This window comes from Mesorhizobium sp. M0019 (assembly GCF_040323975.1).
Classification (GTDB): Bacteria; Pseudomonadota; Alphaproteobacteria; order Rhizobiales; family Rhizobiaceae; genus Mesorhizobium.
Genome location: NZ_JAMYVK010000080.1, coordinates 1 through 17,044 on the forward strand (window position 1 = coordinate 1; position 17,044 = coordinate 17,044).

Sequence of the window (17,044 nt, forward strand, 5' to 3'; positions counted from 1 at the left end):
TCATTCGCCAAGCGTCCACTTAATCTAAGCGGACACTAACGCCTCAAGGTACGCGTCAGTAGGCGGCCGTCGTCGTATGCATACCGCGAAATGCAAATATGCGCTAATGCGCGTTAGTGCGCGCGCGCCATCATCACAGTCAGCTGAGGAATGTTTGAGCCCAAGGCATCGTTGGAGGAGCTTAGAGGCTTGCTTTGCCTAATGTTGAAGGTTTAGCAGCGGCGTGGACGAGTTCCGCCCGCACCTGTGGGGGTAACACCCTAGCATGAGGCACGGTGACGCACTGAAGCTACCTCCGGGAGCCACGGTATCCTGCATGCAATGAAAAGCGGCGGCAGGTCATCAAAGGATGAATCGTGATGTCTTAGAGTAAATCAAGTTCGACAACGAGCAAGCACATGACGCTTAAGCCCTAAACGTGCGGTTGGCAGAACATCTGCTGAGGTTCGGTCCGGCACGACAGTGGATGTTTATTGCTCCCTTGGATACCTCCCTTCTGAGCTCGCATGCAGCCGAAATTCAACACTGGTCCATCGACTGCCGCTGCCTCCGCGCATAATGCGGGGCTCTAGTTTCCGAGCCTGAGTTCGGGAGCCATCAAGGCTTGAGATGAGCAGAGCCCGGCTCCGATGAGGCCTGGAAACCGTTCAAGACGGTTTTCGATTGGTGACGCATGAGAGTCGGATTTCCGCCTCGGTGCAATTCGATTAAGAATGAAAAAAATCGTCTTTTATATACAGCGCGATGATGATACCCATCACGCCCGTGCTCGTATCCGTCAAAGGACCCAGTAACACATACCAGGAGAACTCCATTGCCTTCTTCACAACCGGGATCGCCGACACTCGGCCCGAGCTTAATTTGGCGGAACTGGGTGAGCAATCAGGTTTGCAGGGTAAAGCATTTCGAGATGCCAAGCTCGGACGATGACGTCTGCAGTACGATAAAGGCAGCAGCCTTGAACAACCTGCGAATTCGCGTTGTTGGTACGGGGCACTCATATACGCCAATTGTCCCCACGGACGGCGTTCTGATCTCCGCGGAGCGCCTATCCGGGATCGAAAACATCGACCATGCCAACGGCCGGGTGACGCTTCGCGGCGGAACGCGGATTTGTGACGTCGGCTCTGAACTGCGCTCTGCAGGTTGGGCGTTGCCGAATCAAGGCGACATCGATCTGCAAACCATAAGCGGGGCCGTATCGACGGGTACGCATGGCAGTGGTGACAGTTTAAAATGCTTAGCGGGGCCGATAGTTGGAATGCGAATAGCTACTGGCGACGGATCAATCGTCAATATCGATGCTTCACAGGACGCGGATGCCCTCAACGCTGCAAAAGTCTCCATCGGAATGTTCGGCGTAGTACTTTCCGTCACGATGAAGCTTGTTCCCGCCTTTGATCTTCATGACAAAATATGGCGTGAGGATTTCGAAGAATGCATGGATCACCTGGATCAGCTATGCCAACAAAACCGGAGTCTCCGCGTTTTCTGGTGCCCGACCGAACACTCGGCCTCGTTATACAGCCTGCCCAACACGTTTGGCATGGGACGTACTCGCAGCAAATCCGATGTCTGCGAACTGAGGACGCTGAACGTCACGGCTCAATCGCCGGAGTCTGTCGAAGATCGGGTCGGCGAGAGGATAGGGCCGAGCTACCGGATATTTCCGGGTTCAATTCCGATGCCGAACCACAATGAATGCGAGTACGCGGTGGCTTACGGGGACGGTCCGTCGGTATTCCGCGAAATCCGCAAGTTGATAAAGACAAAGTACCCGTCGCAGATATTTCCGGTGGAGTATAGAACTGTAGCGGCTGACGACATTTGGCTGAGTCCATACTTTGAACGAAAGACTGCGATGATATCCGTGTCCGGCGCAGCAGGAGAAGATTACTGGGATTTCATTCGTGATTGCGAGACAATCTTTTCTTCCGCGAACGGTCGTCCGCACTGGGGCAAACTTCACAGTCTGGGGCGGCCGGAGATCGAAGGCTTGTACCCAAGGTACCGCGATTTTGTTTCCCAAAGGGCTCGCTTTGATCCGGACGGTCGTTTCCTGAACGACTACCTGCGCGAACGTTTCGGTTAAAAGCTTTTATCTATGGTAGCCTCTGCGGTTCGCTGCATAGCCGCCTGGAACTTGCTGCCATCTTTAACGATCATGTTGGCGAGGATGTCGATGATCAAATATTGTCCAGCGACCCGGGAGAACGCTCCTCGCATGATGGGGGTGTCCGTCGAGGATGCTGCCAGCACAGCGTCCGCCTTGGCAGCGATTGGACTGCGTATGTGACATGTGATTGCTATGGTGAACGCGCCAGCAGCCTTGGCTGCCATGAGTGAGTTGATGGTATCCTTGCTTGAGCCAGATTCCGAAATTGCCAGCGCCACGTGCTTGGGTCCGAGATTCACCGCGCTCATGACGGCGAGATGCGGGTCGTCCAGCACGCGCGACATCAGTCCAGATCTAATAAACAAGTAATGCGCATATCGGGCTACGTTCGCAGAGCCGCCCAAACCGTAGAGATCGATACTTTTCGCTCGTATGATATGTTTTACCGCCAATTCAAGGGCGGCCTGGTTCAACAGGTCCTTTGTCTGATTGAGTGCCGTGACGGCCATAGACAGCGTATCGTCGATGATGTCGCCGGACGGGCTGGCATGTCTGATTGTCTGGTTAGTTGACAGTTCGATTCCCAATGCCAGTTTGAAACGCTGAAAGCTCGAAAATTTGATGTCTCTGCAGAACCGCAAAACGCTCGCTTCGCTCGATCCAGATCCGTCAGCGACCTCCGTGATGGTCTGGTGCACGACCTTCGCGGGATCCTTGAGGACGTACTCACTGATGCGAAGGAGTGCCGGACTGAGGCTCGGCTGAGACGATCGCAATCGCGCTAAAATGTTTTCCTGCATTAAAAAACGAATCCCGTGCATCACGAGGGTCCAGGTCCGCTGGCTATAGGAAATTTTCAGCAGAAAGCCAAGCAGTGAACAGCCTCTCGTAAGGGAACCGCTACCGTCCGCTTACCTTTTCCGGACTGCCGACCGACCCCAATCACCGGACGTCGTTATGATGAAAAAAATCATCTTTTATCAGAGTTGAGATAGTGATATTCTCCGCCACCAAACTGGAAACGCGGTTGATGCACGCGACTACGAACAGAGATGAAGAGATGTGTTCTATCTCGATCGGTGTCGATATCGGTGGCACCAAAACGCATTTGAGGGGGTGCTCGGACCAGGGTACGGCCCGCGACCTGATCGTGCCAACCAGTGAGTGGCGCTCTGGTGCCTGTGACCACAATATCCCTGGACTCATCGCGCTAGTCCGCCGGTTTGCTGCTGACGCCACGCCCAACAGCATCGCGATTGGCTCTCATGGATGCGATGACGATGCCGAGTGCGGCCTGCTTCAGCAGCAACTGTCGAATCATTTCGCCTGTCCCTTAAAGGTCGTCAATGATGCGGAGCTTTTGCCCGTCACCATGGGATTTTCCAGCGGAATAGGTGTCGTCGCGGGCACTGGCTCGATCGCAGTCGCTCGCGACGATAGCGGCAAAATGCATGTCGCAGGCGGCTGGGGATGGGCAATCGGAGACGAAGGGAGCGCACCTGGTTTGATGCGGGAAGCGGGCCGTGCGGTGCGGTTACATATTGATTTGGGGGGCGCCAGGACGGAGCCCCTTGTAGAGGCACTTTGTGAAACCTTTGGGCTGACCAGCCCCACAAACATCGGCACTTCAATCGCGCAGGAAGGCAGCGCGTCCGCTCTGGGCCGCCACGCACCCGTAGTCTTCAAGGCAGCCAATGCCGGTTCGCTGTTGGCCAAACGCGTCATCAACGAGGGTGCCTCTGCCTTGGCTCAGCTGGTCCACCATCTGATGTTAGGCGGCGTGCACGACAAACTTGTTGTGGTGGGCGGTGGGGTCATTCTTGCTCAACCGCTTTTAGCCGACGCATTTTCTCACGAAATTGCCAGCCGCTTCGGGGCCACAGTAGCCGTCACTTTCCTTAACAGGCCGCCGGTCTTGGGAGCCTGCCTCATGGCGCAGCAACTTCGCACGGGTGGGGCCAGCACTGAAGGTCCAATCATGCCTCAACACAAGGATGTTCAATGACTTACAGATCGGCGATTGCCCGTCAGCCTGATCAGTTTCGCCATGCGTTGGAAGTTGTCCGACCGCAGCTTCGGAAACTTGATCTTTCCCAATTCAAAAACGGAACTTTGGTCGTTACAGGGATAGGCGCGAGTTACGAAGCTGCGGCGGTGGTGACCGGCGAACTTCAGCGTCGCGGTAGGCGGGCAAATACCTGGCGCGCTGTCGATCTCGTTGAGCCGGGAGATCCTGGCGATTCCATTATCGTGCTTTCTGTCGGAGGAAGGAGCGTCGAGCCCATTGCTGCGCTTAACGTGCACAGTCAGTTGCCGTCGCTTGCAATCACGAATGAAGGCAATGACCCGCTATCGCGCGCCGCTTCAACGGCAATTCGGTATGAGTCCGGGCTGGATTCGCTGCCATCAAGTACCGGCTTCACAGGGTCGCTTTTGGCAGGCGGGCTGCTGGTTGATGCTCTTGGCGGTGGAGAGAGCTTTTATTGGAACGACATTCCCCACATCGCAAGCGAGGTCCTGAAGACCTCGGCGAAGAAAATGGCTCGTGCTGGCGAAATTTTCCGTGACCAGCGAGCCATCGACTGCGTTGGCGCAATATCCGCCTTTGGTACAGCGGGCGAAGCTTGTTTGCTTATTCGTGAGGCTGTCAGGGTTCCGGCAGGCGCCAGCGACACGCTGCACTACTTGCATGGTCCGATGGAATCTATGGATCAGGCGACTGGGATATTGATATTCGGCGATGGTCGCGAAGTGCGGTTGGCGCAGGAGTTAGCCGAAATCGGCTGTGCAGTTCTTCTAGTAACCGCGAGCGAATTGCCTCACGACCACAAAACCCTGACAGTTGTGAAAGTGCCTCCACTGCAGAACCGTGTTGCCCGGGCCATCGTAGACATTCTGCCCGCCCAGCTGCTGGCGGCCGAGCTGTCCGACGCGGCCGGACTTACGGATGTCCCGTTCCGTTATAGCCAAACGGACACAAAGGTTGCGATGGACGAAACGGAAACGCAGATCTGAGCTCGCACGTCCGGACATAACAACGTTCCGGACCTCCTTCCTAGCCGGACTTTTGACGCACTCGGTCCCATTCAGCTCGCCAATGCCAGCCAGGCCAGGCTTTCAACATGGGCATAGACATCAAGGAGGAACGGACCCATGGCATATTCCCGGCTTAATGTGTCCTGGGCGCTGGTTACCCCCGCGATCGGGTTCCTATGCCTTGCGACGTTCGTCCCGATTGCGGCTGTCGTTGCGCTCTCATTCGTGGATTTCAACATCGCCTTCCCCGGAAAGACGACCTTCATCGGCATTTACAATTACACACGCTTCTTGTCCGACGGCCGATTTATCAACGCTGCTTTCGTGACTTTTGCCCTAGTCGTTATGCCCGTCGCGCTTCAACTCCTGTGTGGGTTGGCGCTGGCATTAGCTTTGAAGGAGAAGCTCATCGGTACACGGTGGATGCGAGCAGCTTCCCTGCTTCCCTCCGTAGTACCGCCAGCGGTAGGCGGAATTGTGTGGAAATTGTTTGTCATTCCTGGTGTGGGCGGCCTGTCTTATTTCGCAAGCTTCTTCGGACACAATTTCGACGCCGACTTGCTGGGAGGCAAGGCCTCAGCGCTTGCTACCGTGATCATCGTGTCGGTTTGGTTTGGGGTTCCTATAGTTGCTTTGCTGCTTCTTTCCTCCCTGGATTCAATCCCCGACGAGATTTATGAGGCGGCCAGCCTCGACGGTGCAAGCTGGGCTCAGGCCCAACGGCATATCTCCATACCGCTTGTCTTACCTGCAATGGGAGCCGTTGCAGTATTTCAAGCCTTGGAGGTCCTCGGCATTTTCCCGGTGATTTTCGTGCTGACTGGAGGCGGGCCTGCAGGGGCGACGGAGCCCCTTAACTTCTACGCTTTCCTGACCGCATTTACATATCTTGACCTCGATTATGCCGCCTCAATTCTCGTGGCGTTCACAGCCACAATCGTCGGGGCTTGCTTTTGGTTTGTTCGCCGAATCTCGGCTGGCCGAGTCGGGGGCTGATCATGCATCGAGACCTTGGACGATACATCTACGGATATGTCATCTGTGCTGCATTCGCGCTATTCCTATTCTCTCCAATCCTGTGGACACTTTCGACATCTCTCAAAGAGCCGACAGAGATGTTTCAATGGCCGCCGGTGATCGTGGGAGAGCCGTCCATTCAGCACTATACCGCGATAATCGCCGACAAGGACTTTTCTTCGGCGCTCATCAATTCAATTGTGGTCTCATGCAGCACCATTGTAGTGACCATGGCGCTTTCGGTCCCGGCGGCATTTGGCATCTCCCATCTGCAGAAGACTTCCATGCGCAGGCTGTTGACGTTGGTATTGGCGCTCCGGGCTGCGCCAGCGATGATTTACATCATCCCCTATTTTCTCTTTTTCCGCCAAGTAGATTTGGTCGACACGAAGATTGCGCTGATCATCGTCAACACCACGTTCGCTATCCCGCTCGCGATTTGGTATTTATCGGCGTTTTTTGACCAAGTTCCTCGTGAAATCGAAGAGGCCGCTACCATAGATGGCGCGTCAACGCTGCAGGTGATGACACTTATCTCGATACCTATTTCCAGGTCCGGCATCTTAGCAACGGCTATATTAGTCTTTATTGGTTCTTGGAACGAGTTTCTTTTCGCGCTGACGCTAACACGCGATAACGCAAAAACTGCAGCCGTCGCAATTCTGAATTTCATGCCGTTTGAGGGAACTGATTGGGGCAAAGCGGCAGCCGCCTGCGTGCTTATGCTGGTTCCGATCGTGGTTTTCGTGCCGTTCGTAAAGAAGTACGTCGCCGGCTCAACAACGACCGGTTCCGTGAAAGGGTGAAACGTTAGCTCAAGGAGAGAAGCAATGAGGTACATCGGAATTCTTGCTGTCGCATTAGGTGTTGCCATTGGCGGGGGAGCATCGGCTCAGCAGCGGTACGACGGCGTAAAGATAAAGATCCTATCGACAAACTCAGCATACGATCTTGAGCTCAAAAAATTTGCGCACGAGTTCACAGAGAAGACCGGCGCTGAAGTGCAGTTCGATCTCTTCGGTTATGCGCCGACCGTTCAGAAGGTGTCGGTCGAGCTCTTGACACGTTCAAACAGCTACGACGTGGTCTACTTAGGGAGCGAGGAGTTCGGGCGATACGCATCTGGCGATATCCTGGAGCCGCTCGACAACTACATCGACATGAAGAGTGCCGATGTACAGGATTTCATCGCTCCCGTGCTTCGCCTGTACAATAAGGACGGCAAACAACTGGCATTGCCGCATTTCGCGGCGACGCAGCTCCTTTACTATCGTCCCGACTTATTGGAGAAGGCCGGTATCAAACAGCCACCACAAACGTGGGAGGAATTCCGCGATGACTGCGAGCTGTTGAAAAAGGCTGATATTCAGTGCACCGCATTAAGAGGGCAACCCGACACCGGTGAGAATATCTGGTTTTGGGGCCAGGTCCTGTATGCTTTCGGCGGCAAATATTTCGCGCACGAACCGGCGGATCTGACGCCCACGGTCAATACACCCGCCGCTGTGGAGGCGCTGAAATGGTACACAGACGTGATGACCGGGTTCACCGTGCCTGGCAGCACCTCAGCAACGTTTGACGACGTCGTCATTGCGATGCAGCAGGGCCGCATTGCAATGACGGTGGAAGGCGCTCCTACTGCCGGCCGCATTCTCGACCCCAAGCTGTCGAAAGTCGTAGGTAAGCTTGGATTCGCTTTGCCGCCCGGCGGAGTAAGTGGGAGGTTCCCGCCATTTGCGGGACAGGCCTATGTCATCCCGGCGGCATCAGAAAACAAGGCAGCCGCAGCCGCATTCCTTCAGTGGGCGACAAGTAAAGATGTGATGAAACGCATTTCACTCGATAGCACCTTTGTCGCGATCACGAGATCGTCCCTGTGGAACGATCCGGAGATACTTGCCAAGCACGACTACAATTATGGCCACGGGTCGTTCGCGGCAACATATGCTGAAACTCTTCGGGTCGCGCCGGAGTGGTATTATCCTCGAATCCCTGAATTCAAGGAGATCGGCGACCGCCTCGGTCGAGCCCTGCAGGAGGCGGTTGTTGGCAGCAAAAGTGCCCAGGCCGCCTTGGATGATGCTCAGACTGAGGCCGTGGATATCTTAAAACGGGCTGGATATTTGAAGTAGTCTTCACGCACCCGGCCACCGGCGCGATTGACGCGCCGGTGGCGAACGAATTAGACCTCTATTGCGTTTGAGGATCAGAGTTGGGCAACTTTAATATTGTCTGGATTTGCAGTGATCAACAACGTTGGGACACGCTGCGGTGTCTCGGGTTCAAGGGCACGCAAACTCCCAATATCGACCGTCTGGCCGCGAGGGGTACAGCATTCGCTCGTGCGTATTGTCAAAGCCCGATCTGCACGCCGAGCCGAACGAGCTTTCTGACGGGGTTGTATCCGATCGCACACCAAGTGCATCAAAACGGCGCCGGCACGTTTCCTTCGCATCTCGTTTTGCTCCCAAAACTGATGGCGAATGCCGGATACTACCCGGGGCACATAGGGAAGCTGCACCTATCTGCCACTCGTGGCATGATAGAAAAGCGCCCCGACGATGGATTTGCCGAGTTCTACTGGAGCCCTGAGCCATTTCCGGAGTGGTCAGGCAACCATGACTATCATGCGTGGATGTGGTCAAAAGGGGTCGATCCCGTAGCCTACTTCAAACCGTATCTTGACCAACATTATGGCCCGGGACCGGCCGCAGAATATCGGCAGGCGCGTTGGGCAGGCGATCGGGCAGAGCGTTTCATCAAGATGCATTCTGGTCGTAATTGGTATTTAGGCATTAATATCGACGCACCTCATCCGCCTCTCAATCCCCCGCCTGACTACCTCAGGCGTTTCAACCCAAGTGATATGCCTGATCCTGTCTTCAGGCCGATCGATCTCGAGCATCAGAAGAAATTTGAACGAGTCGATCAGCAGGCAAAATTCGCGGTGGATCCGTGGCAGGCCGCAGCAGCCGTCGGTCAGGCGCACAATGACGAGATCGCCGGGCCTACGCATGAAGCGCCACCCACGAACTTCGACATTTGGGAGATGAGAGCGGCATATCATGCAGAGGTGGCTCAAGTCGACGATCTAGTCGGCCGGGTACTGGACGCTTTGACGGAAACCGGCCAGCTGGATCGCACCATCATTGTCTTCATGAGCGATCATGGTGACATGATGGGTGACCACGGCCTGCTCTACAAAGGCTGCCGTTTCTATGAGGGTCTGGTGCATGTCCCGCTTATGATTTCCGTGCCCGGCAGCTCAGCCCAAGGATCGGTGTCGAATGCACTCGTCGAGCTGGTTGATATTGCACCCACATTGCTCTCGTTGTCGGGTCTTGAGATCCCCAGCGCTATGCAGGGGCTGTCACTCGACCAGATGCTGCTTGGCAACACCTCATTGGAATACCACAAGCCGTACGTGGTCAGCGAGTATCACAATTCTCTCCGATTCCACGGGAGCCGGGGGTCACGCGCATCAATGTACTATGATGGACGCTATAAGCTAAATGTATATCATGATGTTGGAATAGGAGAGTTGTTCGATCATAAAGAAGACCCCAATGAGCACTATGATCTCTGGGATAGCGCCCATCAGAGGGGCTTGAAATGCGACCTTTTAGGGCGCAGCTTTTCCGCTATGATGCTCAGAAGTGGATCCGGCCCGAACAGAATTGAGGACTACTAGTCTTCCCAGTCGGGCGAGCACTGGCTAGTCCTGTTCTCCCAATCTCGAAGTCGGCCCCTGGTCGCGCGCGCTTCGGAAGCCAATCGTCGGACGGGTCGATGGCATCTGGCTCTCTTTTCTGCGGCTTCATAAGGTATGGGTATCATGACGATGAGCATTAACTCACCCGCCGCGACAGCGGCAGAGCGCGAGAGCATCTTATCTGGCTTGCAGGAAGACATCGATCATCTGCCGAATGCGCTCGCTCGGATCGCCAAATACATCCTGGAAAATCCTGAGAAAGTGTTGCACCACTCGGTCGGGGAACTAGGCGAATTCGCGGGTAGTGGGGAAGCCAGCATTTTGAGGCTTTGCCGCCAGATCGGCTTTTCCGGCTTTCGCGATTTCAAGCTGGCGCTGGCGGCAGAGATTGGCCGCCCCAGGCCTCCATCCACCGCCGCGCAGCAGCCCAACGCCGCCCTGCAAACCTTGCACGACACGATGGCTCGGAATCTAGGGATCGCACACAGCAATGCCGATCTCGAGGCCCTCGAGAAGCTCGCAGAAGTGATTGCGGCGAGCAGAAGGATAGATCTTTACGGAGCAGGAATGTCGGGCGTGACGGGAGAACTGCTCGCCTATCGGCTCTTGCGAGTTGGGCTTACGGCGCTGGCGTTCAGAAACTCCAACATGGCTCACGAAGTCGCCAACGGACTCAGTCCCGGATGCGTGGCGATCGGCCTTTCGATATCCGGCCTCACCGTTGATACGGTTCAGTTCCTCAAGGGCGCCCGCTCCGCAGGGGCACTGACCGTCGCCATCACCAACCGCGCCCGTAGCCCGCTCGGCAAGTCGGCGGACTTCATCTTGCAGGCCTCCGGCCTTGACGACCATCCGATCGGCGGCACGCTGACCCCGATGATCGGCAAGATCTTCGTGATCGAAAGCCTGATGCTGGCACTGGGAAAGGCGATGGAGAAATCGGTTGCGAAATGAAATTAAACTCCGTATTGTCATGAAAATGAAATAAAGCTCCATTAAGCCCTGTCGCTAACCGAAAGGGAACTCGGAATGGCTGCGTTGGATCTCCACATTGACAATGTCGGCAAGCGGTATGGCGCGACTGATGTGCTTCGCGGCGTCTGTCTAAGGATTGCTGCCGGGGAATTTGTGACACTGCTTGGGCCCTCCGGCTGCGGCAAGTCCACGCTTCTTCGCATAATAGCAGGGCTGGAGCGGGCGGATCAGGGCCACGTGCGTGCAGGGGGCAAGGCGCTGGATACCGTGGCGCCGAAGGACCGCGACCTGGCCTTCGTGTTCCAGAGCTACGCCCTTTATCCGCATCTAAGTGTGTACGACAACATCGCAGCCCCGCTGGTCATGCGCGAGCTGACCAGCTTGGAACGGCTTCCGGTGATTGGCGGCCTGCTGCCAGGGGCCGGCCAACGCAATCGCTCGATCGAGGAGCGGGTCCGTCAAACATCGGCGCTGCTCAAGCTCGATGCGCTGCTCGACCGCCGGCCGGCGGAGCTTTCGGGTGGACAGCGCCAGCGCGTGGCTTTGGGACGCGCTATGGTGCGCAAGCCGAAGATCTTCCTGATGGATGAACCCTTGGCAAATCTGGACGCAGCGTTGCGCATTCATACGCGTGGCGAAATCGCGCGGCTCCACAAGGAAATGCAAACGACGACTATCTTCGTTACCCATGACCAGGCCGAGGCGGCCGCACTTTCCGACCGTGTCGCCGTCGTTTTTGGCGGCGAGCTGCGCCAAGTTGCAGCCCCTGCCGATCTTTATCGCGAACCCGTCGATCTCGATGTTGCCCGGTTCCTGGCCCAGCCATTCCTGAACGAGGTCGAGGTGGCCGCCCCTGTCGGCGGCGCGCTCATCATCGACAGCAGTAGGATCATCATTCGCGATGCGCTCGGATCCGGACAGGCCGGAACGCTGGCCTTTCGGCCGGAGCATGCATCCCTCGTCGACAGGGACCGACCGGGCGCCCTGCCGGTTTGCGTCACGCGCATCGAGCATGCAGGGATGGACGCTCACGTCTTTGTCCATGCCGGGGCAGGCGCTGAGTTCGTCGCCCGGATTTCGGCCGAGCGAGCACAATCACTGCGTGGCGGCGACAACTTGGGACTGACCATCGACTCGGAAAAGGCATGGTTCTTTCCTTGGGACGGCTCGCGCCAGAGTCGCGGTCACAGCAGGGTAGCCTGATATGGCCGTGGTCGACGACAATCCGATCGGTCGCTTGGCTCAGAACATTTCAGGCGGCTACCGCCCTGCTCGCGCCCAGGCACAAGCCGGAATGATCCTGGCCACACCCGCGACGCTGCTGCTTGCCGCTCTTGTCATCGGGCCCACCGTTCTAGTTTTCTTTCTGTCTTTTACAGATGCTTCGCTTGGTTTGGCCGGTGTCCGGTTCATCGGGCTTGCGAACTATACGCGCATGCTGACGGACCCAGGCTTTGCTCAGAGCCTGCGCAACACCGCGCTCTATGTGGTTGTGGTCGTGCCGACATCAATCGGGTGGGGCCTGCTGGTTGCTCTCTTGATCGCGCGGTCACGATTTGCCATCGTCTATCGCACCGCCTACTTCCTACCGGTGGCCGCGACCCTGGTCGCTCTCGCAACCGCGTGGGAAGCGATCCTGCATCCAAGTCTCGGCTTCGCCAACTCATTGCTGCAGCTTTTGGGCGCATCGCCGGTCAGCTTCCTGTCCGATCCCTCGACGGCCATGTATGCGCTCTCGGCGATCGGCGTCTGGCAGCTGGTCGGCTTCAACATGATACTTTTCGTGGCCGGTCTTTCAACCATTCCGGAGGAGCTCTACGAAGCCGCGGCGATCGACGGAGCGGACACGGGGCTGAAGCGCTTCCTGCTGGTGACTTGGCCGATGCTGGCGCCGGTGACGCTGTTCGTCACCGTAATGACAATCATCCGCGCCTTTTCGGTCTTCGAAACGGTTGCAGTCCTCACACAGGGCGGCCCGATGAAGTCCACCTCCGTCATTCTCTACACATTCTATGAAGAGGGCTTCCGCTTTTTCCGGGTGGGGTATGCGTCAGCGATCTCCGTGTCTTTCTTCGTCTTCGTGACTTTCCTGTCGCTCGTCCAGATGCACGTCTCCGAGCGCCGGGCGCGCTGGAAAGCAAGTGGAGGTCGATGATGATGATCCTGGCGCAATCTTCCGCATCCCGCATTGCCTTGCATGCCGTGCTTGTGACCGGCGCGATCATAATGGTCTTCCCTTTTGTGTGGATGATCCTTGCCTCTATGACTCCACAGAGCGAGATTTTCGACGGCAGCCTGCTGCCAACCCCGACCCTTAACGGCGCGATTGACAATTACAGCACCGCGCTTTCGGCAATTCCGCTTCTTCGGTTCATGGGAAATGGCTTTGTCGTGTGCCTGACAATTCTTGTGTTGCAGGTCGCGATCGCCATCCCGTGTGGCTATGCGATGGCCAAGCTATCCTTCCCCGGCCGCCCAATTCTGCTTGCGGCCGTCCTTCTCGGTCTTCTGGTGCCGGTGCAGATACCAACGATCCCGATCTACATAGCGCTGGCGAAATCCGGGCTGCTCGACAGCTATGCCGCGCTGGTTCTGCCCTGGATCATTTCGGTATTTGCCATCTTCCTGTTCCGGCAGTTCTTCGTGACTTTTCCCGACGAGGTGCTCGACGCGGCGCGGCTGGACGGTTTCAGCGAGCTCTCGATCGCCCGGCGGATCATGCTGCCTGCAGCATGGCCGGCCGTCGCTTCCTTCTCGATCTTCTCTGTCGTGGCCCATTGGAACGATCTCTATTGGCCACTGGTGGTGATCACCACTCCCGACATGATGACGCCTTCCCTTGGAATTGCCTATTTCCGGCAGGCGGGCGAAGGCGCCGGAAATGTCGGTGCGCTTATGGCCGGGGGCGTTCTCGTGACCGCGCCCTTAGTCGCTCTTTTCCTTCTCATGCAGAAACACTTCATCCGGGGCCTGGTGCTTGGCCGACACTAGCTCCGTTTCCAAACCTCATCTCGAACCTCAGGAGAGCAATGTGAAAACCCTTGCAATGATCCTCGCCGCCGGCATCACTGCCGCGCTGGCAGCCATGCCGGCGCAAGCCGACACAAAACTCGATGTCTATTACGCCTGGCCCGAACACGAAGTAATCCATAAGCCGATTGCCGATCGCTTCATGAAGGACCACCCGGACATCAAGATCAACTTCCGCGTCGCCGCGCCGAGTTATGATGAGGCTGTCCAAACGTTGATCCGCCAGAGCATGGCGGGCGAGTTGCCGGACGTCCACTACGTCGGCTTCAATGTGTTGCGTCCGCTCGTGGCGCGTGGGCTCGTGAAGCCCATCGACGATCTCGCTGCCGCGGATCACCTAGCCGAGAAAGGCTACACGGATCAGGTCCTTTCTCTCGCAACAATCGACGGCCATCTCTACGGTCTTCCGTTCGCCATGTCGACGCCGGTTGTTTACTACAATGCCGATCTCGTGAAGAAGGCGGGTGGCGATCCTGACAAGATCCCAGGCGACTGGGATAGCTTCGTCGAACTTGCCGGCAAAATTGGAGCGCTCGGCAATGGAACGTCCGGCATGTATTACCAACTTGGCTCGGACGACTGGACCACGCAGAACCTGGTGCGCAGCTTCGGCGGACGGATGATGAACGACAAGCAAAGCGACATCGCTTTTGACGGTCCTGCCGGCCAGGCCGCAGTCAAGCTGTTCAAGAGATTCCATACCGCTGGTGCTCAGCCGACGATCGACTCGCGCGCTGCCCAGCAGCTCTTCACTTCCGGCAAACTTGGTTTCTTATTCGCCTCTGCCGGCAGTGTGAGTGGCTTTGAAGCTGATGTTGGAGACCGGTTCAAGCTCCGCACCGCCAAGCAGCCGCTAGGCGTTGAAGATGCGACGATGCCGACGGGCGGCATGGTCGCAGTAATCCTCACCGACGATCCCGCCAAGCGCGCCGCCGCCTGGGAGTACGTCAAGTTCGCGACTGGTCCTGAAGGCCAGAGCATTGTCGTACCTAATACCGGATATATGCCGACGAACACGCTTACCCTCGACAAGGATCATCTCGGCGCGTTCTACGACAAGCATCCGAATTGGTACACCAGCGTGCTCCAGACGCCCCGCGCCCGCCCGTGGTTCTCTTGGCCCGGTGACAACGGTGTTCAGATCGGCGAGGTCCTACGCGACGAAATGACGGCCATCGCGCTTGGATCCAAGGAACCGGAGGCCGCCCTCGCAGACATGGCGTCCCAGGTTCGCGCACTCCTGCCGAAAACCAACTGATCGTCTCGTCCGGGACGCTGCACGCCGTGCGGCGTCTCTCCCTTTTTCGCGGATTTACCAATGAAACTGATCCACTTGACTGATCTCCACCTTGTGCCGGCCGGCGCTATGCTCTTTGGCTTCGATCCGGCCGAGCGAATGCGCAAGACCATCGAGCGCATCAACCGCGATCACGCCGATGCCGAGCTTTGCGTGCTGACCGGCGACCTCACCGACGAGGGAGACTTCGCTTCCTACGAACTGTTACGCGAATTGCTTCAGGAGATGCGCGTGCCCATCCGGCTTCTGCTCGGCAACCACGACAGTCGTCAAAACTTCTTACGCGCTTTCCCCGGCGAGCCGCGCGATAGGAACGGTTTTGTCCAGTCAGTCCATGACACCTCGGTCGGGCGCCTCATCTTCCTCGACACCCTGGTGGAGGGTCTTGGGCATGGCGCGCTGAACGAGGGACGACTGGAATGGCTGTTAGAGCGGCTCACCGAGAGGCCGCAGGCGCCGGCGTACCTCTTCGCCCATCATCCGCTACAGCCGATCGGCCTGCCGCACTTTGAGCCTTGGAATACGGAGAACTGGCGCCAGACTATGCGGGCGATGGTGGGGGCCGGCAATGTGCGGCACGTCTTCCATGGTCATGTGCACGTCGATGTCAGCGGCACCTGGAGCGGCATTCCGTTCAGCGCAAGCCGTGGGGTTGCACATCAGATCATACCACACTTAGCGCGCAGGGATGCGGATTTTGTCGAGGACGCCCCGGCTTTCGACGTCGCACTGATCGACGATGATAGCGTCCTTGTCCACCGTTTCGAAGTCAACGACCGACATGTGGTTGAGGTCTCCGTTGCGGGCCCGGTTCCGAAGGACGTGCAATGAAACAACAGAACCCTTATGAACTGGTCATCTTCGATTGCGACGGCGTTCTGATCGACAGCGAGACGCTGGCAAGTCGCATTGATGCCGAGGAACTTACCCGCATCGGCTATCCCACGTCGTATTCTGATGTGGTTCTGCGCTTTACCGGCCTGTCCTCAGCCACCATGCGGAAGATGATCGAAGAAGACTGGGGCCGCCCTCTCCCCAGCGACTTCGACACCATCGTGCAATCCCGGATCAAGGAAAGCTACCGGACGGAACTGCAAGCCATCAGTGGTATTGACCGGCTCCTGCATCAGTTGTCGTTACCTCGCTGCGTCGCCTCAAGCAGCGGCCCCGACAAGCTGCGACTGGGGCTTGAACTGACGGAGCTTTGGCCGCACTTCCATCCGTACGTGTTCAGCTCCGTCATGGTAAAGGCGGGCAAGCCTGCACCGGACCTGTTCCTGTTCGCTGCGGCTCAAATGGACACTGAGCCGGCGCGCTGCGTCGTGGTGGAGGACAGCATTGCCGGCGTCGGAGCCGGTGTGGCCGCTGGGATGACGGTGATCGGTTTCACGGCGGGCGGCCACTGTTTCGAGGACCACGGTCAACGATTGCTCTCAGCCGGCGCTGCTGTCGTCGCGCGATCAGCTGAAGAACTTGGCGTATTGCTGATGACGAGCGAGGTTCAGCCGCGTTCAAAGATCGCAGAAGGGACCCGGTAGTAGCATGTGCTGCAACGCCTTCGTGGCTAGGGAACACACTCGGCCTCCACGAACGTCCACCTTTCGACGCTCATTGCACCCCGGAACGGCTAATAAGCGCGACAGGATGAGGCTGGACCATATCTATTATTCCCGAGCAATGTTTTTGACGCGCCATGTGAGCATCGCGGCAACGCAGATCTGAAGGTTAGCGTAGGGGAGGGGAGGAAATATCCAGATCCCCGTTCGCCACCGCCGAAGCCACCCTCTCATCCAGCGAGCGCAACTGTTCCACGAACAGACACAGGATCGGACGGGCGGCCTCTGGGATGGCGGAGCCATGA

At 57.2% G+C, this 17,044-nt stretch carries 15 protein-coding genes; 14 read left to right on the plus strand and 1 reads right to left on the minus strand.

Annotated elements, in window-relative coordinates; all coding sequences use genetic code 11:
• The first annotated feature begins 874 nt into the window (after positions 1–874).
• Positions 875–2,092: a D-arabinono-1,4-lactone oxidase gene (locus NKK47_RS33010; RefSeq protein ID WP_352530989.1), complete on the plus strand. Its 1,218-nt coding sequence runs from the start codon at positions 875–877 to the stop codon at positions 2,090–2,092.
• Here NKK47_RS33010 and NKK47_RS33015 read toward each other — a convergent pair.
• Positions 2,089–2,937 (minus strand): MurR/RpiR family transcriptional regulator, encoded by an 849-nt coding sequence (locus tag NKK47_RS33015; RefSeq protein ID WP_352579670.1) that lies wholly within the window; start codon positions 2,935–2,937, stop codon positions 2,089–2,091. The genes NKK47_RS33010 and NKK47_RS33015 overlap by 4 nt on opposite strands.
• 209 nt (positions 2,938–3,146) lie before the next feature.
• Between NKK47_RS33015 and NKK47_RS33020 the strand changes: the two genes are divergently transcribed.
• From NKK47_RS33020 to NKK47_RS33080, 13 genes are all read left to right on the plus strand, one after another.
• The gene (locus NKK47_RS33020) at positions 3,147–4,121 is read left to right on the plus strand and encodes an N-acetylglucosamine kinase (RefSeq protein ID WP_352579682.1); all 975 of its coding nucleotides are present in this window, start codon (positions 3,147–3,149) and stop codon (positions 4,119–4,121) included.
• Positions 4,118–5,131, plus strand: a complete 1,014-nt coding sequence (locus tag NKK47_RS33025) for an SIS domain-containing protein (protein WP_352579671.1) — start codon at positions 4,118–4,120, stop codon at positions 5,129–5,131. The genes NKK47_RS33020 and NKK47_RS33025 overlap by 4 nt, the downstream gene beginning before the upstream one ends.
• 138 nt (positions 5,132–5,269) lie before the next feature.
• Entirely contained in the window at positions 5,270–6,148 is an 879-nt protein-coding gene (locus tag NKK47_RS33030) for a carbohydrate ABC transporter permease (protein WP_352579672.1), read from the plus strand.
• Between the two features lie 2 nt (positions 6,149–6,150).
• Positions 6,151–6,975 (plus strand): carbohydrate ABC transporter permease, encoded by an 825-nt coding sequence (locus NKK47_RS33035; protein ID WP_352579673.1) that lies wholly within the window; start codon positions 6,151–6,153, stop codon positions 6,973–6,975.
• Positions 6,976–6,999: 24 nt separating this feature from the next.
• A complete protein-coding gene (locus NKK47_RS33040) occupies positions 7,000–8,301 on the plus strand; it encodes an ABC transporter substrate-binding protein (protein WP_352579674.1) in 1,302 nt (433 codons plus the stop codon).
• An 80-nt stretch (positions 8,302–8,381) separates the two neighbouring features.
• Positions 8,382–9,860 carry a sulfatase family protein gene (locus NKK47_RS33045; protein WP_352579675.1) on the plus strand — a complete coding sequence of 493 codons (1,479 nt, stop codon included), beginning with the start codon at positions 8,382–8,384 and terminating at the stop codon, positions 9,858–9,860.
• A gap of 135 nt (positions 9,861–9,995) precedes the next feature.
• Complete coding sequence (locus NKK47_RS33050; RefSeq protein WP_352579676.1) at positions 9,996–10,835, plus strand: MurR/RpiR family transcriptional regulator; 840 nt, start codon at positions 9,996–9,998, stop codon at positions 10,833–10,835.
• A 75-nt stretch (positions 10,836–10,910) separates the two neighbouring features.
• Positions 10,911–12,059, plus strand: a complete 1,149-nt coding sequence (locus tag NKK47_RS33055; protein ID WP_352579677.1) for an ABC transporter ATP-binding protein — start codon at positions 10,911–10,913, stop codon at positions 12,057–12,059.
• Position 12,060: 1 nt separating this feature from the next.
• Positions 12,061–13,011: a carbohydrate ABC transporter permease gene (locus tag NKK47_RS33060; protein WP_352579678.1), complete on the plus strand. Its 951-nt coding sequence runs from the start codon at positions 12,061–12,063 to the stop codon at positions 13,009–13,011.
• 2 nt (positions 13,012–13,013) lie between these two features.
• The gene (locus NKK47_RS33065; RefSeq protein WP_352579683.1) at positions 13,014–13,847 is read left to right on the plus strand and encodes a carbohydrate ABC transporter permease; all 834 of its coding nucleotides are present in this window, start codon (positions 13,014–13,016) and stop codon (positions 13,845–13,847) included.
• A gap of 40 nt (positions 13,848–13,887) precedes the next feature.
• Positions 13,888–15,144 (plus strand): ABC transporter substrate-binding protein, encoded by a 1,257-nt coding sequence (locus NKK47_RS33070; RefSeq protein WP_352579679.1) that lies wholly within the window; start codon positions 13,888–13,890, stop codon positions 15,142–15,144.
• 60 nt (positions 15,145–15,204) lie between these two features.
• Positions 15,205–16,014 (plus strand): phosphodiesterase, encoded by an 810-nt coding sequence (locus NKK47_RS33075; RefSeq protein WP_352579680.1) that lies wholly within the window; start codon positions 15,205–15,207, stop codon positions 16,012–16,014.
• Positions 16,011–16,721, plus strand: coding sequence for an HAD-IA family hydrolase (locus NKK47_RS33080; protein ID WP_352579681.1), 711 nt, complete (start codon positions 16,011–16,013; stop codon positions 16,719–16,721). Before NKK47_RS33075 ends, NKK47_RS33080 begins: the two co-directional genes overlap by 4 nt.
• Positions 16,722–17,044: the final 323 nt, after the last annotated feature.